General features: G+C 61.1%; 16 protein-coding genes. 7 read left to right on the forward strand and 9 right to left on the reverse strand.

Translation table 11 applies throughout. The features are described from left to right. Nucleotides 1-27: 27 nt before the first annotated feature. From DYL59_RS08285 to tssA, 8 genes are read right to left on the reverse strand one after another with little or no spacing between them, the layout of a single operon-like run. Nucleotides 28-1,536: a sigma-54 interaction domain-containing protein gene (locus tag DYL59_RS08285; RefSeq protein WP_135288738.1), complete on the reverse strand. Its 1,509-nt coding sequence runs from the start codon at nt 1,534-1,536 to the stop codon at nt 28-30. Further along, nucleotides 1,533-4,103 carry a type VI secretion system ATPase TssH gene (tssH, locus tag DYL59_RS08290; RefSeq protein WP_135288739.1) on the reverse strand — a complete coding sequence of 857 codons (2,571 nt, stop codon included), beginning with the start codon at nt 4,101-4,103 and terminating at the stop codon, nt 1,533-1,535. The genes DYL59_RS08285 and tssH overlap by 4 nt, the downstream gene beginning before the upstream one ends. Nucleotides 4,104-4,105: 2 nt before the next feature. Next, complete coding sequence (tssG, locus tag DYL59_RS08295; RefSeq protein ID WP_135288740.1) at nt 4,106-5,113, reverse strand: type VI secretion system baseplate subunit TssG; 1,008 nt, start codon at nt 5,111-5,113, stop codon at nt 4,106-4,108. After that, the gene (gene tssF, locus DYL59_RS08300; protein WP_135288741.1) at nt 5,077-6,855 is read right to left on the reverse strand and encodes a type VI secretion system baseplate subunit TssF; all 1,779 of its coding nucleotides are present in this window, start codon (nt 6,853-6,855) and stop codon (nt 5,077-5,079) included. The genes tssG and tssF overlap by 37 nt, the downstream gene beginning before the upstream one ends. Further along, nucleotides 6,845-7,264 carry a type VI secretion system baseplate subunit TssE gene (gene tssE / locus DYL59_RS08305; protein ID WP_135288742.1) on the reverse strand — a complete coding sequence of 140 codons (420 nt, stop codon included), beginning with the start codon at nt 7,262-7,264 and terminating at the stop codon, nt 6,845-6,847. Before tssE ends, tssF begins: the two co-directional genes overlap by 11 nt. Continuing rightward, entirely contained in the window at nt 7,261-8,736 is a 1,476-nt protein-coding gene (gene tssC / locus DYL59_RS08310; protein ID WP_135288743.1) for a type VI secretion system contractile sheath large subunit, read from the reverse strand. Before tssC ends, tssE begins: the two co-directional genes overlap by 4 nt. A 28-nt stretch (nt 8,737-8,764) precedes the next feature. Next, a complete protein-coding gene (tssB, locus tag DYL59_RS08315) occupies nt 8,765-9,262 on the reverse strand; it encodes a type VI secretion system contractile sheath small subunit (RefSeq protein ID WP_135288744.1) in 498 nt (165 codons plus the stop codon). 32 nt (nt 9,263-9,294) lie between these two features. Continuing rightward, entirely contained in the window at nt 9,295-10,848 is a 1,554-nt protein-coding gene (tssA, locus tag DYL59_RS08320) for a type VI secretion system protein TssA (RefSeq protein ID WP_135288745.1), read from the reverse strand. A 481-nt stretch (nt 10,849-11,329) separates the two neighbouring features. Here tssA and DYL59_RS08325 point away from each other — a divergent pair, with 481 nt between their 5' ends. Further along, nucleotides 11,330-11,845 carry an Hcp family type VI secretion system effector gene (locus DYL59_RS08325; protein ID WP_135288746.1) on the forward strand — a complete coding sequence of 172 codons (516 nt, stop codon included), beginning with the start codon at nt 11,330-11,332 and terminating at the stop codon, nt 11,843-11,845. A gap of 51 nt (nt 11,846-11,896) precedes the next feature. Here the strand turns inward: DYL59_RS08325 and DYL59_RS08330 are convergent, their stop codons facing one another. Next, the gene (locus DYL59_RS08330; RefSeq protein ID WP_135288747.1) at nt 11,897-12,718 is read right to left on the reverse strand and encodes an aldo/keto reductase; all 822 of its coding nucleotides are present in this window, start codon (nt 12,716-12,718) and stop codon (nt 11,897-11,899) included. 106 nt (nt 12,719-12,824) lie between these two features. Between DYL59_RS08330 and DYL59_RS08335 the strand changes: the two genes are divergently transcribed. From DYL59_RS08335 to DYL59_RS08360, 6 genes are all read left to right on the forward strand, one after another. Further along, a complete protein-coding gene (locus tag DYL59_RS08335; RefSeq protein ID WP_135288748.1) occupies nt 12,825-13,319 on the forward strand; it encodes a DUF1543 domain-containing protein in 495 nt (164 codons plus the stop codon). 115 nt (nt 13,320-13,434) lie between these two features. Continuing rightward, entirely contained in the window at nt 13,435-13,716 is a 282-nt protein-coding gene (locus DYL59_RS08340) for a peptidylprolyl isomerase (RefSeq protein ID WP_010210937.1), read from the forward strand. Between the two features lie 130 nt (nt 13,717-13,846). Beyond that, a complete protein-coding gene (locus DYL59_RS08345) occupies nt 13,847-15,694 on the forward strand; it encodes an extracellular solute-binding protein (protein ID WP_135288749.1) in 1,848 nt (615 codons plus the stop codon). Continuing rightward, the gene (locus DYL59_RS08350; RefSeq protein ID WP_135288750.1) at nt 15,694-16,755 is read left to right on the forward strand and encodes a microcin C ABC transporter permease YejB; all 1,062 of its coding nucleotides are present in this window, start codon (nt 15,694-15,696) and stop codon (nt 16,753-16,755) included. Before DYL59_RS08345 ends, DYL59_RS08350 begins: the two co-directional genes overlap by 1 nt. Then, on the forward strand, nt 16,755-17,777 hold the full coding sequence (locus tag DYL59_RS08355) for an ABC transporter permease (RefSeq protein WP_034104518.1): 1,023 nt from the start codon (nt 16,755-16,757) through the stop codon (nt 17,775-17,777). The genes DYL59_RS08350 and DYL59_RS08355 overlap by 1 nt, the downstream gene beginning before the upstream one ends. Before the next feature lie 10 nt (nt 17,778-17,787). Beyond that, entirely contained in the window at nt 17,788-19,359 is a 1,572-nt protein-coding gene (locus tag DYL59_RS08360; RefSeq protein ID WP_135288751.1) for an ABC transporter ATP-binding protein, read from the forward strand. Nucleotides 19,360-19,373: the final 14 nt, after the last annotated feature.

Consider the following 19,373-nt stretch of genomic DNA (forward strand, 5'->3'; position numbering starts at 1 on the left):
AAAGTAAGGTTTGCACACGCAGATCATTCAGCACTCCTCGCGCACGTTTGCATCCGGGATCTTCAAGCGCGCCAGCCGGTACAACAGCGTGCGGCGCGCGACCCCCAGTTCGCGCGCGGTACGGGTGCGATTGCCGCGATTCTTATGCAGGCAGTCGATCAGGAAGGCCCGTTCCACCCGCTCCATGCGTTGGCGCAGCGTGGTATCCACGCTCGCCGCGGTGGATGCCACAGGCAAGGACAGGTGCGCGGGCAGGATCACCGCGTCGTCGCAGAGCAGTACGGCACGCTCTACCCTGCATTTGAGTTCGCGCACATTGCCTGGAAAGCCATGGCTCGCCAGCTGGTCAAGGGCGTCGTTCGACCACTCCACCGGCGCACGCCCAAGGGCGATGCAGGCCTTGTGGGCAAAGTCCCTGGCCAGCAGCCATATGTCGCCTTCGCGCTCACGCAAGGGGGGCAGATCGATCGGGAACTGCGCCAGCCGATAAAACAGATCTTCGCGAAACGTACCCTGGGCGACCATGGCACTCAGGTCGCGGTGAGTCGCGGCAATGATGCGCACGTCGACTTTATGGGCCGCGCTGGCCCCCAGTGGACGCACCTCGCCTTCTTGAAGCACACGCAGCAGCTTGGCCTGGAGCGACAGCGGCATGTCGCCGACCTCATCCAGCAGCAGCGTGCCGCCGTGGGCTGCGTCGAATAGCCCGGCGTGGTGACGTTCGGCGCCGGTGAACGCGCCTTTGCGGTAGCCGAACAGTTCGCTTTCCAACAGGCCTTCGGGAAAGGCCGCGCAGTTCTGCACCACAAACGGTTTGCCTCGGCGCGGCCCGGCAGCATGGAGCGCCCGCGCCACCACCTCCTTGCCGGTGCCGGTTTCGCCGCGCAACAGCACGGTATACGGCGTGTTCAGTACCTTGTCGATCAGCCGGCAGGTTTCCCCCATGGCCGTGCTGTTGCCGATCAGGCCGAACCTCCCAGGAGGCGCAGGTTCACTGCGCGCAGCCAAGGACCTAGGGCGCATGCGCTGCCTCAACGCCAGTTGGTTCAAGGCAAAGCTGCCCAGTTGGCCCAGGGTGAAAACGTAGTCCTGCAAGGGTCTGGACCGGTGGCTGGCACACAGCAACAGACCGGCGATGGCGTTATGCCGATCGAGCAGTGGCACGCAGGTCAAAGAACGCCATGGCGTATCCGTCGCGGGTAGAAATCCGCTCTCGTAGGGGCTGCCGGTCACATTGTCCAGGCTCAGGGCACGGCTCTGCTTGAGCACAAAGTGCAGCAACTGCTCGTGTCGGAAATCGGCGGTTGAACGCGGTGCCCCAGGCAAATGCTGGGCGATCAGCGCAAGCCGGCCGGTCGTCTCGTCGCACCGGTACACCTGACTGAGTTCGCACTGGCTCAATTGGGCGGCGGCGGCTGCGCACAGGTCGGCCAAGGTGGCCTCCTCGCCTTCGATACCCAGGCGGGCAAACCAATCCAGCAAGGCATTGGCGTACACCAACGGCTCGGGCAAGTGGGTCAACCGAAGGTCCGTCATTGGCTGTACTCGCAGACCGGCTGCCCGTGGTCATCCAGTTGGGCATGCACACGCGCCAAGGTCTCGCCAACGGCCAGGGCGTGCAGCACGCGGTCGACGATCTGGGGCAGCAGGCAAGCGTCGATCCATCGATCGATATACCGCGCGCCGCTGTCGCCATGGGCGCAACGCTCGGCCATGTGTGTGACCAGTTGCGGCGAGTAGCTGAACACCATGTGACGCAACTGCAATCGCTGGCCAAGGCGCTCAAGCTTGAGCTTGACCAGTTCACGCAGCACTTCAGCGCTGATCGGGTAGTACGGCACCACGCGCATCCGCGCCAACAACGCCGGCTTGAAGTGTTCGCGTAACAACGGACCTATCGCTGCCTCCAACGCCTGGGGCTCCGGGCGCTGGCCATCAATGCACAGATCAGCGATGCATTGGCTGCCCAGGTTGGAGGTCATCAGGATCAACGTGTTGCGAAAATCAATTTCCCGGCCCTCACCGTCATTGGCCAAGCCCTTGTCGAAGATTTGGTAGAACAGGTTCAACACCTCCGGGTCAGCCTTCTCCACCTCGTCGAGCAACACCACCGAATACGGACGTTGGCGCACAGCTTGCGTAAGCACCCCGCCCTCGCCATAACCGACATAGCCTGGCGGCGCGCCGATCAACCGCGACAGCGAATGCTTTTCCTGGAACTCGGACATGTTGAGGGTGGTGACAAAACGCTCTCCCCCGTAAAGCAAATCGCCCAGGGCCAACGCGGTTTCGGTCTTGCCCACGCCGCTAGGCCCCACCAACAGGAACACCCCCATGGGCGCGTCAACCTTGTTCAACCCAGCTGCGACCGCACGCTGGTTACGATCCAGGGCGCGTACGGCGTGCTCCTGACCGAGGATGCGAGCCCGTAATGCGTCGGCAAAACCCAGCACACGCTCACTGTGTTCATGGGCCAGTTGCCTGACGGGGATACCGGTCCACGCGCTGATCACTTCGGCGATCAGGCGCGGGCACACGTCAAGGCTGACCAGTGGCTGTTCACGCTGATGAACGAGGAGTTCTTCCCGTTGCACAGCCAAGGCGTGTTCAAGGTCATCGACGCCCTGCCCCGCACGCCGGGCTAGCTCCAGTTGCCCACGCAAGGCGAGTACGTTTTCGGCCAGCGCTTGCTGCAAATGCCAGGCGTTTTCCAGAAGCTGACGCTCGCCTTCGACCACGTCCAGGCGCCTATCCAGATCACCCAAGGCCTGTTCATCCACGGGTAGCCCGGCGTCCCTGTCGCGCATCAATGCCTGACGCCGTTGCACGCCTTCGGCCTGTTCCGCGCACAGGCTCTGCAATGCGGCCGGTGCGGTCACCTGGCTGATGCGAACACGGGCACACGCGGTATCCAGCACATCCACGGCCTTGTCGGGCAACTGACGCCCCGCCAGGTACCGCGCGCTCATCTGCGCCGCCGCAACTACGGCATCGTCGCGCACATACACCCCATGGCTGGCTTCGTACAGCGGCACCAGGCCACGCAGGATCACCACCGCTTGCTCGACGCAAGGTTCTGCAACCTGCACAGGCTGGAAACGCCGTGCGAGTGCCGGGTCTTTTTCGAAGTAGCGCTTGTATTCCGACCAAGTGGTGGCGGCGATGGTGCGCAGTTCACCACGGGCGAGTACCGGCTTGAGCAGGTTGGCGGCGTCGGACCCGCCCGCCTGCGCGCCCGCCCCCACCAGGGTATGGGCTTCGTCAATAAACAGGATCACCGGCGTGGGCGAAGCACCCACTTCTTCGATCACGCCCTTGAGCCTGCGCTCGAACTCGCCCTTGATACTGGCACCGGCTTGCAGCAGGCCCATGTCCAGGCTTAACAACCGTACGCCCTTGAGCGGTTCCGGCACCTGGGAGCCGGCAATCCGCAAGGCAAGGCCTTCGACCACGGCGGTCTTACCCACCCCGGCTTCACCCACCAGAATCGGGTTGTTCTTGCGCCGACGCACAAGGATGTCGATCATTTGGCGAATCTCGGTATCACGACACGCTACCGGGTCGATACTGCCCTCATGGGCCTGTCGTGTCAGGTCGCGGGTAAAGCGTTCCAGCAACGACTCTTCATTGGGTGCAACAACGCCAGCGGGTTGGCCTACCAGGAAATCACGCACACGTTGCGCACTCAATCGACTCAGTAACGCCTGATAGCCCATGCCGGCGTGCAGCTGGGGGTGAGCGAGCAGCGCCAGCAACAACGCCCCATGGTCCACTTCGGTTTGGCCAAGTTCCAGGCGAGCCACCATCAGCGCCTGTTGCAACCAGTGCACCAGGGCCTGGGCGAACACCGGATTGCGCGACGCGCTCGTTTCGCTGCGGGGTTGAAGCACGGCGTGTAGCTCACTGGCCTCTATCCCGGCATCGGCCAGCGCCCTCGCCAGAATGCCATCCTGATGCTCCAGCAAAGCCAGCAGCAGGTCTTCCACCAATACCTCCCGGCCGCCACGCAGCACACAGCGTTCGGCCGAGCGCTCAAGGTCTCTGCGGGCCTGGGGGGTCAATGTCTGGAGCAGTTGTTGCAAGTTAACATTCATCCTATTCATCCCTATTGAGCGTTGCTGGCCACGATGACCACTCCGTCGGCGCGCTCATGCGCCAACCAACTTGTCCACCCCAGGCGGCAGGGGTTGTACTCGCCAAGGTGCAGCGCCCGAATCTCCTCCTTGGCCAGCACCAGGTGCAGGTCATAGTCCAGCGGGTCACGGGTGGTCAGCCGCACCAGTGAGCACAGCGTTGGGAAGTCCGGCCCTGTGGGCAGAAAATCGTGAAAGCGTTGCCAACCGAGGTCCTGGATATGCACCCTGAACTTGCCACTGCGGTCGGCGACGCGTTGGCCCAACACCTGGTCATGACCCAGCCGGCTATTGCCCTTGCCCAGTTGGTTGCGCTGCGCATGGGTGATAACCACCGTGCGTTCAACCCATTGCTCTATAAACAAGCGGGTGTAGTTGAAGTAGTGGCGCAGCACCGTTTCGATCAACGCGGCCGAGTGCACCCGCAAGCTCAACAAACCCAGGTAGGGCAACAGCCGTTTGCAATCCAGCTGCGCCGTGTTGCGCAGGTGCTGGCTGCCCAGCCCCATCAAGGCAAACATCTGCGCGGAAAAAGCATCGCCGGCGCCAGCCTGGAAACACGCCCGATAACGGTATTTGCGCCATATCGGCAACATCAGCCGTTGCAGGCGATGGTGAAACAGATCCAGAAAATCGCGGGTTGGATTCCCGCCCGGACCGTCGGCAAGCGCCTGCTCGCCATAAAATGCCGGCAAAGGCGAGCCTGCCCCACACAGGCCCAACACGTTGATGCGCAGGCGCGCGCGCAGTAGCTCGTGCTCAATGAAAAACTCCACCCGGTCGATATCGTGTCCGGGAAAACCAAGGCCCGGGTTGGCCTGGAATTCCAACAGGTCGTACAGCGCGCGCTCATCCAGCAGAGGGTGGGCATCACGCAAGCGCTCGATCACCTGCAACATCGCCTGGAACAGCGAGTATTCGCGGATGACACGGGATAAATCAGTCAAAGCAGGGGCTGCTGGCCCATCCGGGGTGGCCATAGGTACACGTCTCCTTGTGTGCTGATGACTCGTAGTTCGTGGTAGGCATTGAGGCTGGCATACAGCGCAAAAAACTCGTTGAGCACCGACGTGAACACAAACACCTCGCCCTGGCCGAGAAAGCCTTGGCAATCAACGCTCAGGTCGATGCGCACGCCGCGATACGGCAACCCACGGTGCAAACGGTCGACCGCCACATGACGGATGGAGCGCAATGCATCCAGGCGCAACCGGCTGACCTTCTGTGCCTGACGGTCGTGAAAGCGTGGCAGGTCATAGGTTTCCAGAATCACTTTCAAGGCATTGATGTCGCTCAGCGACAGGTAGTTGAGCGACAGGTTACTGATCAGTCGCCAGAGAAAATCCTGGTCCAGTGGCGGAGTGAAACTCGGCGTCGGTACGCTGATATTGCGAAACGACAACCCTTGCGGTGTCTGCTCGCAGGGCTGGTTGATCGCCCCGGCCGGCAACTGCCTGGGCAGGTTTTGGTTGGTGCAGGTCAGCTCGATGGACAGCGTTTCCGGGGCTCGCCCCGGCCCGCCGCCGAAGCACAGCCAGGTTTCAAGTTCATCCTGCCCCGACAAGCGTTGGCGAAGGCTATAGCTGGGGGCTGCTGCCAATACGTCGCCATCATGATCAAAGGACTCGAACGGGACATACGTGCGATAACCCAGCCCGCCAGGACGCCAGCCCGTAACGCTGTCCACGGAAAAGACACTGGCATGCCCACGCGCATATTCGCCGGGTATCAACAGGTATTCATCCTGCTTGCCGTCCAGGCGAATGGGCACTGCATCGTGCTTGAACAGGTTGACGATGGGTGTGCAATACAGCTTCACGTTATCCAGGCCAACCTGCGCGGGCTCATGCCCCTGGGTGCGCAACTCGAAACGCAAGGTCACGCCAAACACCTGCTTGAGCAGTTCGGCGGGCAACTGCTGGACGACACCCAGGCCACCCACGTCGACAAACAGGTATTTTTCAGGAAAGGCGAAGTACTCCTGCAAATGCCGATAACCCCGAAAGGTATTCGGTGGGTAGGGAATCAGCGCCTGATCCTCGTCAAACCCCACCGGCTGTACGGCGTCGGCCCCCACTCGCATCGACAGCGGCTGGCCATCAGCGCCCCTCACCGGCAGGCCATTCTGGTCGTGTGGCACCACCTCGATGCACTCAAGGTGGCGCAGCAGGCTCAGGTAAAGGCCCTGGCTGATGTAAGGCTCGCCCGCCAGATGCAACCGCAGCCGGTCAAACCCGCAGCCGCTGAAATTGCCCTCGACGCTCAGCTCAAGCCGCAGGCTCATTGAAGTGCGCGGTCCTTGGATACGGTACTCCACGGCACTCAGTTGCAGCGGCAAGACCTGGGTGGCGTAGCACGTCCGAAAACGGTATCGCTCACCCTGGACGGCTGCACTTTCGACCGGTGTATCCCGCGCCACCCTCACACCAGCGCCTGCATGCTTGAGCGGGTCGAACTGCAACATACTGAACGACGGCAGCGGCCGCATGTAGTTGGGCCAAAGCAGATGCATCAGCGAATGGGTCAGCTCCGGCAATTCGTCATCCAGTTTCTGGCGCAAACGGCCGGTGAGGAACGCGAAGCCTTCCAGCAACCGCTCTACATCGGGGTCCTGGCCGGGTTCGGCCAGAAACGGCGCCAGCGCTGGATTGCGTTCGGCAAAGCGCCGGCCCAATTGCCGTAAAGCGCTGAGTTCACTTTGGTAAAACCGGTTAAACGACATCAGGCATAACCTCGATGCGCCCCGCATCACACAGCCGCGCCGTGAACGCTACAAATTGCTCAACGCCGTCGACCTTCAATGTGCCCTCAATGGCAAACGCCAGGGCCAATGGGTCAGCCCCCTGTGGCAACACCTGCACGCGAACATGCTTCAAGCGCGGCTCATAAGCCCGGATAAAGCGCTCGATCAACAGCCGCGACTGGCTCAATGAGTCATGCCGGCTCAGGCTCATGTCATTGAGATCAGGCAAACCGTAGTCCGCCAACGTCTGCACGCTGCCTGCGCGAATGCTGAGCATCTTGCCCAGATGCACAGCAACCGATGCCACGCGACAGGCTGGGCGCGCTGACGGGCGCTCCAGACGCTCAAAGAGGCTCGATTGGTGGGGCGTCCCCTGGCCTTTGCTCATTCTTTGTCGAGCTTGCCAACCAGGGACAGGGTGAAGTCTGCCCCCATGTATTTGAAATGCGGGCGCACACTCAGGTTCACGCGGTACCAGCCGGGCTCGCCCTCCACGTCACTGACCACGATACGAGCCGCCCGCAAGGGGCGCCGACCGCGCACCTCGGCACTGGGGTTCTCCTGGTCGGCGACGTACTGGCGAATCCATTTGTTGAGCTCAAGTTCCAGATCAGTACGTTCCTTCCACGAACCCAACTGTTCGCGCTGCAGCACCTTGAGATAATGCGCCAGACGATTGACCACCATCATGTACGGCAACTGGGTGCCCAGGCGGTAATTGAGCTCCGCGTCCTTGCCCTCGACGCTGATGCCGAAATGCTTGGGCTTTTGTACGGAGCTGGCCGAGAAGAATGCCGCGTTGTCACTGCCCTTGCGCATGGTCAGGGCGATAAAGCCTTCTTGTGCCAGCTCGTATTCGCGACGGTCCGACACCAACACTTCGGTGGGAATCTTGGTTTCGATTTCGCCCATGCTGTGGAAGTGATGCAACGGCAAGTCTTCCACGGCGCCCCCGCTTTGCGGGCCGATGATGTTCGGGCACCAGCGAAACCGCGCAAAACTGTCGGTCAAGCGCGTAGCGAAGGCGTAGGCGGTATTGCCCCACAGGTAGTGCTCGTGGCTGTTCACCATGTTTTCCTGATAGGCAAAGGTTTTCACCGGGCACTCAAGGGGATCGTAGGGTGTGCGCAGCAGAAAGCGCGGTACGGTCAGCCCGATGTAGCGCGCGTCTTCGCTCTGGCGAAAGCTTTGCCACTTGGCAAACTGCGGCCCTTCGAAGTGATCCTTGAGGTCTTTGAGGTCTGGCAGGCCGGTAAAGCTTTCCAGCCCGAAAAACCCCGGCCCTGCGGCGGCGATAAAAGGCGCGTGAGCCATGCACGCCACACTGGAGGCATACTGCATCAGCTTGATATCGGGCGCGCTGGGAGAGAGGAAATAGTTGGCGATGATCGCGCCCACAGGCTGCCCACCGAACTGGCCGTACTCGGCGCTGTAGATGTGCTTGTACAGCCCGGACTGGGTCACTTCCGGTGAATCTTCGAAGTCATCCAGCAGGTCTTGCCGGGAGACGTTCAGCAGTTCGATCTTGATGTTTTCCCTAAAGTTGGTGCGCTCGACCAACAGTTGCAAGCCCTTCCACGCGGCCTCCAAGGCCTGGAAATCCGGGTGATGCAGGATCTCATCCATCTGTTGGCTGAGCTTGGTGTCGATCTCGGCGATCATCCGGTCCACCAGGCGCTTCTTGACCGGCTCAGCGCTGTTCTGCGGTTTGATCAACTCCGCGATAAACGCCGAAACGCCGCGCTTGGCGATGCCATAGGCCTCATCGTCCGCACTCAGCAGGGTCTGGGCGACAATGCTGTCGAGAATGCTGTGTTCACTGGGCGCTTGCGCCGCGGTCGGGTGTGATTGGGTGCTCATGGAGTCAGTGTCCTTTTACTGAAAAAATTCAGGCCGGTTGGCCGCCAAGGCCCAGTTCCGCCAATACGCGGGCGCGGGATTCGTCATCGGCCAAGGCGTGCTCGATAGCCTTGCGAAAGCTCGGGGTGTTGCCCAATGGCCCTTTGAGCGCCACCAATGCCTCGCGCAATGCCATCAGCTTGTGTAATTCGGGAATCTGCTCGACCAAGCTGGCCGGATTGAAATCCTTCATCGAATGAATCCGCACCTGAACCGCCAACTCATCGACCTCAGCGTCCTCTTGAAGGCGGTTGGGCACGTTCACCGTCAAGTTCAAGGCCTGCTTGGCCAGCACCTCATCGAAGGTGTTCTGGTTGATGCTGATGGGCTTGCGATCTTCGAGCTTGCGCCCGTCCTCACGCTGGGTGAAATCCCCCAGCACCAGCAGTTTCAACGGCAGTTCAACCTCCTCTTGCGCACCGCCGATGGCGGGCTTGAAGGTGATATTCACGCGTTCCTTGGGGGCTACCGAACCTTCTTTGGCCATGGTGTTTCTCCTGCTCCGGGTGGCTGAAAAGCCTATTCAAGTACCGCTTCAAGATCGAAGAGGCACAACCTGCGATGGGTGTCTTCCTTGCGCTCGCGCACGGCGTGGTTCTGGGGCAGCAGGTCGCAGCAGCGGTGCAGCAGGTGCGTCACCTGCAGTGCCAGCTCGGGCTCCCAGCGCTCCAGCCCCGCGCGTTGCAATTCGCTATCGAGGTGTTCGAGCTGGATTTTCGCCAGCTCATGCTTGCCTGCCTGGACACACAGGCGTGCCAGGGCCAGTCGCCAGTGAAAACGCGCGCGGTCGCCATGCGCCGCATGCAGGCCTTGCTTGAGTTCACGTACGGCGGCCTTGAGTCCGTCCTTGTGCAACCGCGGCGCGACGTCCATCAGGGCGGTTTCCCAAGGCGCGGCATTGGCGTCGTTGGCCACGGGAGGCACCTTGGATACATGCAAATGACGGTTGACCTGCAGCGCGATCCAGTCGCTGGTGGCGGGGTCGGCAAATGCAGTACCGTCGTGGAAGCGAAATGTCGGCAGGTCCGGCAAACGTTGCAGCAACAGGGCGAAGGTTATTTCCAGCTCGACAATGGCGTGTTCGGCCTGCAAGGTGTGCAGGCACTGCCAGAGCAAACGCAGCCCGTCAAACCAGAACATCGCGCCGGCAAGGCTGGTTTCGAGTTCGAGTATCAGGTCTGCGTGATGACCCTGGGCATAGCGCTCCTGATAGCGCTTGAGCTTGTCGGGTGCCGGGCCACGCAAAGCGGTGATCCGCTCAGCGTCCGCATCCGGGTAGTTGACCAGGGCAAGCCAGGCCAAAGTACGGTTCAGGCGCAAGGCACGCGTGTCGGTGCCGTTCTGACGCAACCACCAGCCACACAGGGGACGCGCTTGTTCCTGCAAGGCGCGCAGCAACTTGTGCGCGTCCTTCTCGTTATTCACCACCGCCTGCGGCTGCACTATCTGGGCCGTCGCTTGCTTGACCTGGGCCACTACACCGCTCAAGCCGCCAGCTAAAGGCTCGCTCTGCGCCGTTGACTCCAATCGTTGCGCCAGTTGCCGGTGCACCGGTAGCAACATGGGCGCCTCATCGCCAAAGTGCTCGCCCCACAGGGCGTCGAGACGCACCAGGTGCTCAAGCAAGGATTCAAACAAGGCTCGCTGGTTCTGAAGCGGCAGGTTCTGCGCGAACAGCGGTTCCAGGCGCAGCACCAACCAACCGAATGCGGCCACACGGGTGCGGTTTTTTTTGGGGAAAACCGCCGGCCACTGATGCGTACAGAGTTGGCATAGCAACCCGAGCCCCGCCAGCAGACCGGGGTAGGATTCGCGCTGATGCAATGCCCAGGTCAGCCACACCGCCACCCGCAGATCCTTGGAGTGCTGGCGCAGCAGCCGCTCGCTGTTTTCCAGAATCTTGAGCCAATCAGGTTGAGCACTGCCATGGATGGACTGCGCTTTGGCAAGCTCGGTTTCCAATGCTTCATATTCACTCGAAAAACGCATATCGCTGCCGGCAAACTCGGTTTGCGAACAGGGCTGGCATGCAAGTTCAAGGTAATAAGCGTATAGCTTGTCTGAATAAACCATTGTTGACCGCGCACGACGACTCAAGGCAGGACAGGCCAACTAAGCACCTTGAAAGCGTGCATTAGAATGACAGTTATACTTCGTCACGTTTTGCGCGAAGCCTGCAAACCTTAGCCACGCAAAAAACATCCAGCAAGCATCAGGTCAGCACTTAAGGAATTTCCTACAACCCTTTAAAATCAAGGCCTGTGCAAATTAATGCGCATTCTAAAAAGCACTTCAACCTCACTTTATCGCGCCAATATAAAACTCCCTTTAGCTCTTAACTGTGCGCAACTTACTGCACACCCATGCGCAACAAAGCAACGCAACAGTGATCCCTTTAAAGTCATGAACAGATAAAAACTCAGGCACAACAACCTCGCCCCCCTTGCCCTGACTGGACTGCGTTGTTTCAGGCACGCTTTTTGTTATGGGCTTTGGCCCACCCGGCGCTGTTGTCGGGTGGAACTACCTCTTCATTCAGGCAAGGAAACCCGTCATGCCAACACCCGCTTATCTCTCTGTCACCGGCGTCAAACAGGGTTTGATTACGGCAGGCACGTTTACCCAGGATTCGGTAGGCAACATTTACCAGGAGGGCCATGAGGACCAGATTCTGGTCCAGGCCTTTTCCCATCAGGTGATCATTCCCCGCGACCCGCAGTCCGGCCAACCCACCGGGCAGCGGGTGCACAAACCGCTGATGATCAGCAAGGTGTTCGATAAGTCGTCCCCGCTGCTGTTCAGCGCATTGACCAGCGGTGAAGAAGTCAGCTGTCGGCTGGAGTGGTTCCGCACATCGTCGGCCGGCACCCAGGAACACTACTTCACCATTGAACTGGAGGGCGCGACCATCGTGGACATCCAGTCACGCATGCCCAACTGCCAGGACCCGAACAATGCGCACTTCACCCACTTGGAAGACGTGCACTTCACCTATCGCAAGATCGTATGGACCCACGAAGTGTCCGGTACATCCGGCTCGGACGATTGGCGCAGCCCGGTGGCGGGTTAAACCCGGCTAACGATAAACGGCACCCAGGACGGTGCCGTTTCTGACAGTGAACTACACCATCGCCAATGGATGCTTGCGCTGGGGAGCACCGAACACACGGTCGATGGCATCCAGATCGTGCTCATCAAGCACCAATTTGGCGGCAGCGGCGTTAAGCCGCACATGTTCTGGGGTGACGGCCTTGGGAATCGCGATCACCCCCTCCTGACGCAGCACCCAGGCCAGGGAAACCTGGGCGGGGGTGGCCTCATGGCGAGCGGCGATCTGCTTGAGGGTCGGGCTGGACAGCAACGCCCCCCCTTGGGCGATTGGGCAGTAAGCCATCAACGGCAAATGGTGCTGTTGCCACCAGGGCAGCAAGTCAAATTCGATACCACGCTCTTCGATGTTGTAGAGCACCTGGTTGGTGGCACAGGCCGGGGATGCAAGTTCCTGCAGGTCGGCCACATCGAAATTGGAGACGCCCCAACGACCGATCTTGCCGGCTTCGCGCAATCGTTCAAAGGCTTCAACGGTTTCTTCGAGCGGGTATTGGCCACGCCAGTGCAACAGGTACAGGTCGATGCAGTCCGTGCCCAGCCGCTGCAGGCTGGCTTCACAGGCGCGGGGTACGCCTTTGCGACTGGCGTTGTGCGGGTAGACCTTGCTCACCAGGAACACCTGATCGCGACGGCCACGAATGGCTTCGCCCACCACCGTTTCGGCACCGCCCTCGCCGTACATTTCGGCGGTATCGATCAGGGTCATGCCCTCGTCGATCCCCAATTGCAACGCCGCGACCTCGGCACGGTGCCGGTCCGGGTCTTCGCCCATGCGCCAGGTGCCCTGGCCGATAACAGGGACGGGAACACCCGCCAGATCAATGGTACGCATGACAACCTCCTGATGAGTGTGCGGTATAGACGTGTGGCATTTACTGGACAGCAGGGTTCAATCGAAGGATGGTTGCTTCCTGCCAATTTGCCAGGAAGTCTCTGCAATGCTGTTTGTCGTCATGCTCGGGGGCAAGCACCCTCGGGCAAAAATTGAAGTACACGATGTGGTGTTCGCCGCCGCCGATACCTTGCAGGCCACCTACCCGCAATTGCGCGATGGCTGGTTTGGTAGCCCCAAGGGGGTGCATATCGATTCGTGGATGGCGGTCGATGGCGTTGATGGCTGGAAAGTCGAACTCAGCCACCTGGCGCCGCAGGCCGATGCGCATCACCTGTACTTCATCAACCTGGGGGGTTATGACGCCAACAGTTTTGGCGAGGCCCACCATTACTTGCTAGTGGTTGCGCGCAACAAACAGCAAGCCAAGAACAAGGGTCAGCAGCAGATGTTGCGCCAGTGGTCCCAGGCCCATACCGACGCGGTGATGGATGTGGACGACTGCCTGCCCATCGACCTGGTGGACGGTCGCTACATTCACCTGGTGCAAGGGCCGCATCGGCCGATCATCCAGCACAACGACTATATTGTGCTGCCCTGAGGGCTGAAGCGGTGCAGTGACCCGCGACCGCTCAAGCAGGCCATGGGAACTTTGCCAGGAAAATATCGCCTGAATCCGGTAGGCTCACCCTTTTTTACTCAAGGAGTTAATCCCCATGGCCAAAGCCACCGCCCGTCACATCCTCGTTTCCACTGAAGACAAGTGCAACGAACTGAAGGCCCAAATCGAAGGCGGCGCTGATTTCGCAGAAATCGCCAAAGCCAACTCCAGCTGCCCATCCAGCCGCGACGGCGGCAACCTGGGTTCGTTCGGCCCAGGCCAGATGGTCAAGGAATTCGACACCGTCGTCTTCAGTGCCCCGGTCAACACCGTGCAAGGCCCGGTAAAAACCCAGTTCGGCTACCACCTGCTGGAAGTCACCAGCCGCCAGGACTGATCCAGTCTGCGCTGATGCCATAAACAACGGCCCGCCTTTTGGTGGGCCGTTGTGCATGTGATGACTGGCGAGGCAGATGCCGTTAGCGTACAAATCCCTATTCTTTTACACGCGGCGTTCAAGGCTGATAATGCGACTGGCTTTTTCTACCCTGTTTGGCTCCACCCTGGCCCTGCTGCTGGCCAGCACCGCCGTGATCGCGGCGCCCCAGCCCTACCTCACGGTGTACGGCGAACCGGCCAAGTACCCTGCCGGTTTCACCCATTTCGACTATGCCAACCCCAATGCGCCCAAGGGCGGCATCCTCAAGCGCTCGGCCATAGAGATCGGGCGTTTCGACCATGTGCTGCCGTATATCGACAAAGGCATCGGTGTGTCCCAGGTCGACGGCTGGCTCTACGCCCCCCTGGCCCAGCGCTCCCTGGATGAGCCCTACACTGTCTACGGCCTGGTCGCCGAGAAGATGGAGCGCGCCGACGACGGCCTGTCGCTGCGCTTCTACCTCAACCCCAAGGCCCGCTTCGCCGATGGCAAGCCCATCACCGCTGAAGACGTGCGCTACAGTTTTGACCTGTTGATGACCCAGGGCAGCCTGCGGTTTCGCACCCTGTTCGCCGACGTCAAGCACGTCGAGGTGGAAGGCGAGCGGCAGGTGCGCTTCGACTTTTCCAGCAACGAGAACCGCACCCTGCCCCTGGACATCGCCACCCTGCCCGTCTTCCCCGAGCACTGGTGGAAAACCCGCGATTTCGCCAACGGCGGCGGTTACGAGGCGCCCTTGGGCAGCGGCCCGTACACGATCAGCAAGATCGACTCCGGCAGCACCATCACCTTCACCCGCGACCCCGACTGGTGGGGCAAGGACCTGCCCGTCAGCCGCGGCCTTTACAACTTCAACCACCTGAGCCTGGAATATTTCGGCGACACCGAAGTGGCGCGCCAGGTGCTGCGCGGCGGTGCCTACGACTTCAACCGGGAGTTTTCCGCCACCGGTTATTCCATCGGTTATAACGGCCCGGCCCTGGACGACGGCCGCCTGCAACGTGCTCATTTGGCCAAGGAGATGCCGCAACCGGCCCAGGGCTATGTATTCAATGTGCAAAAGCCGATGTTCAAGGACCGCCGCGTGCGCCAGGCCCTGGCAATGCTGTGGGACTTCGAATGGGCCAACCGGCAAATGATGCGCAATATGTACATTCGCCAGCAGAGTTTCTTCTCCAATAGCCCGCTGGCCGCGACACAACTGCCCACCCCGGATGAACTTGAAATCCTCGAACCCCTGCGCGGGCAAATTCCCGACGAGGTGTTCACCCAGGTCTTCAAGGCTCCGGTTACCGATGGCAGCGGCATGATCCGCGACAAGCAACTGCAAGCCCTGGGCCTGCTGGAAGAAGCCGGCTGGATGCCCAAGGGCGACAAACTGGTCAACGCCGAGGGCGAGCCGCTGGAGTTCACCTTCCTCAATGCCCAGGCCGGTATGGAACGCCTGTTGCTGCCGTATAAACGTAACCTGGCGCAGATCGGCATCACCCTGAATATCCGTCGCATCGACCCTTCGCAATACGTGAACCGGATCATGGCGCGGGACTACGACATGATCGTCATTGGCTTTCCCGTCACCACCTCGCCGGGCATGGAGTTGTACAACTACTTCGGCTCGGCCGCCGCGTTCGACCCCGGCGCCAACAACTACATGGTGCTCAAGGACCCGGCGGTGGACAGCCTGATCAAGGGCCTGGTCAAGGCCGACAGCCAGGCACAGATGCTCACCTACGCCCACGCTCTGGACCGGGTGCTGCAATGGAATTACCTGTGGATTCCCAACTACTACCCGCCCGGCACCTCCGCCGCATGGTGGAACCGCTTCGGTCGCCCAGCCATCGAGGCCAAGAACGATGAAGCCCTGGAAACCTGGTGGGAAATCAGCCCCACCCCGCTGACCAACGAGCAGATGAAACAACGCGCAGGGAGCCACTGATGTTTGCGTATATAGTGCGGCGCCTGCTGCTGATCATCCCCACGCTGGTGATCATCCTGCTGGTCAATTTCGTGATTGTGCAGGCGGCCCCCGGCGGGCCGGTGGAGCAAGCTATCGCCCATCTACAGGGCATCGGCGGCGGCGGTGTTGGCGGCTCGTCCGGCGAAGGCGTCAGCAGCGGCTCCCGCGCCAGCCGTGGCCTGGACCCGAAGCTGATCAAGGACATCAAAAAACAGTACGGCTTCGACAAGCCCGCCCCAGAACGCCTGTGGCTGATGCTCAAGAGCTACGCCCAGCTGGATTTCGGCAACAGCTTCTTTCGCGGCAAGACCGTGATCGACCTGATCCTGGAAAAAATGCCGGTGACCATTTCCCTCGGGCTATGGGCAACGCTGATCACCTACCTGGTGTCGATCCCCCTGGGCATTCGCAAGGCCGTGCGCCACGGCAGCAGCTTTGACGTGTGGAGCAGCACGGCCATCGTGATCGGCTACGCCATGCCGGCGTTCCTGTTTGCGATGTTCCTGATCGTGGTATTTGCCGGTGGCACCTCGCTGAACTGGTTCCCGGTGCGCGGGCTGGTGTCGGAAAACTTCGAAGAACTGAGCACCGTGGGCAAGATCGCCGACTACTTCTGGCACCTGGTGTTACCGGTGACCTCGCTGGTGATCGGCGGGTTTGCCACCCTGACCATCCTCACCAAAAACTCGTTTCTCAATGAAATCACCCGCCAGTATGTGGTCACTGCCCGCGCCAAAGGCTTGAGCGAGAGACGGGTGCTGTATGGCCATGTGTTCCGCAATGCCATGTTGCTGGTGATTTCCGGCATTCCCCAGGCGTTTATCGCGGTGTTCTTTGCCGGCTCCTTGCTGATCGAGGTGATCTTCTCCCTCGACGGCCTGGGCCGCATGAGCTACGAAGCGGCCGTGTCCAGGGATTACCCCGTGGTGTTCGGCTCTCTGTTTATCTTCACGTTGTTCGGCCTTTTGATAAAACTCATCGGTGACCTCTGCTACACCCTGGTGGACCCGCGTATCGACTTCGCCGCGAGGAATGCCTGATGCTCAATCTGTCTCCCGTGGCCCGTCGGCGTTTTGAGCGCTTCAAGAAAAACCGGCGCGGCTGGTGGTCGCTGTGGTTGTTTATCGGCCTGTTCATCCTGACCCTGGGTGGCGAGTTGATCGCCAATGACAAACCCCTGGTGCTGAGTTTCAAGAACGAGCTGTATTTTCCGGTGTTCAAGCGCTACACCGAGCAGCAGTTCGGCGGCCAGTTACCGTTCCAAGCCGATTACCGCAGTGACTACGTGCAAAAGCTGATCAAGCAGGACGGCGGCTGGATGCTGTTCCCGCCCATCCCGTTCAGCGACGACACCCCCAACTACGAACTGACCCGCCCTGCCCCCAGCCCGCCCTCGGCGGTGAATTGGCTGGGCACCGATGACCAGTCGCGGGACGTATTGGCGCGGGTGATCTTCGGCGCACGGGTGTCGATCCTGTTTGCCTTGGCGCTCACGGCGATCAGCGCTGCCATCGGCATAGCGGCCGGTGCGCTACAGGGCTATTACGGCGGCTGGGTGGACCTGATCGGCCAGCGCGTGCTGGAGGTGTGGTCCGGGCTGCCGGTGTTGTACCTGCTGATCATCCTGTCCGGGTTTGTCGAGCCCAATTTCTGGTGGCTGCTGGGGATCATGGCGCTGTTTTCCTGGCTGGCCCTGGTGGACGTGGTGCGCGCCGAGTTCCTGCGCGGGCGCAACCTGGAATACGTCAAGGCTGCACGGGCGTTGGGGCTGGGTGACGGCAAGATCATCCGGCGGCATATCCTGCCCAATGCCATGACCGCCACCTTGAGTTACCTGCCGTTCATCTTGACCGGCGCGATCTCCACCTTAAGCGCCCTGGACTTCCTCGGCTTCGGCATGCCGGCGGGCAGCGCGTCCCTGGGCGAATTGATCGCCCAGGGCAAGCAGAACCTGCAGGCGCCGTGGCTGGGGCTGACGGCGTTCTTCACCTTGGCGCTGATCCTGTCGCTGCTGGTCTTTATCGGCGAGGCATTACGTGATGCCTTCGACCCACGTTCATGAGTGACTGCATATGAACCTGATCGAAATCCGCGACCTGAGCGTCGCCTTCAGCGGCCAGACCGTGGTACGCAACCTGAGCCTGGACGTACGCCCCGGCGAGTGCCTGGCCCTGGTGGGCGAGTCGGGCTCGGGCAAGTCGGTGACGGCCCATTCGATCCTGCAATTGCTGCCCGAGGCTGGCACACAGACCACAGGGTCCATTCGTTACCGTGGCCAGGAGTTGGTGGGCGCTTCGGCGTCCACCTTGCAAAAGCTGCGCGGCGACCGCATCGCGATGATCTTCCAGGAGCCCATGACCTCCTTGAACCCATTGCACAGCATCGAAAAGCAGATCGGCGAAACCCTGCTGCTGCACAAGGGCCTGGGGGGCAAGGCGGCCCAGGCGCGGATCCTGGAGTTGCTGGAACTGGTGGGCATCCAGAAGCCCCAGGAACGCCTCAAGGCCTACCCCCATCAGCTTTCCGGCGGGCAACGCCAACGGGTGATGATCGCCATGGCCCTGGCCTGCGAGCCAGAGTTGCTGATTGCCGATGAACCCACCACTGCGCTGGATGTGACAGTGCAGCGCAAGATCCTGCTGCTGCTCAAGTCCCTGCAACAACGCCTGGGCATGTCGTTGCTGCTGATCAGCCATGACCTGAACCTGGTGCGCAGCATCGCCCAGCGCGTGTGCGTGATGCGCGCCGGCGAAATTGTCGAGCAGGCCGACTGCCAGACGCTGTTCAATGCCCCGCAGCACCCGTACAGCCGCCTGTTGCTGGATGCGGAACCGGCGGGCGCTGCACTGTGCAGCGACGCGCGTGAAACCGTGTTGCAGGTGGACGACCTGAGCGTGCAGTTCCCCCTCGGCGGTGGCGTGTTCCGGCGCAAAACCTATTTGCGCGCCGTGGATGGCATCAGCCTCAGCGTTCAGCGTGGCAAGACCTTGGGCATTGTTGGCGAGTCCGGCTCAGGCAAGTCCACCCTGGGCCAGGCCATCCTGCGTCTGCTGGATTCCTCCGGCAGTATCCGCTTCCAGGGTGAGGCCCTGGACCCGCTCAATCATCAACAGATGCGCCCATGGCGCAAGCAGATGCAGGTGGTGTTCCAAGACCCCTACGGCAGCCTCAGCCCGCGCATGACCGTGGAGCAGATCATCAGCGAGGGCCTGGAAGTGCATGCGCCGTGCAGCCTGGCCGACCGCGATGCGCAGGTGATCCAGGTGCTCAAGGACGTGGGCCTTGACCCCGACAGCCGCCACCGCTACCCCCATGAGTTTTCCGGCGGCCAGCGCCAACGCATCGCCATCGCCCGCGCCCTGGTGCTCAAGCCTGCGCTGATGCTATTGGACGAGCCCACTTCGGCCCTGGACCGCACCGTGCAGAAACAGGTGGTGACGCTGCTGCGCGAGCTGCAAGAGAAGTACGGGTTGACCTACCTGTTTATCAGCCACGACCTGACGGTGGTGCGGGCCATGGCCCACGACATGATCGTGATCAAGGACGGCAAGGTGGTGGAGGCTGGCGCGAGCCATCAGGTGTTTGATGCGCCGCAGCACCCCTATACCCAGGAGCTGCTTGCCGCCGCGAATGTCCCCGTGTAAACGCGCCCCCCCTG

The sequence above is a fragment of the Pseudomonas kairouanensis genome (genome assembly GCF_004682055.1).
In the GTDB taxonomy this organism is placed as follows: Bacteria; Pseudomonadota; Gammaproteobacteria; order Pseudomonadales; family Pseudomonadaceae; genus Aquipseudomonas; species Aquipseudomonas kairouanensis.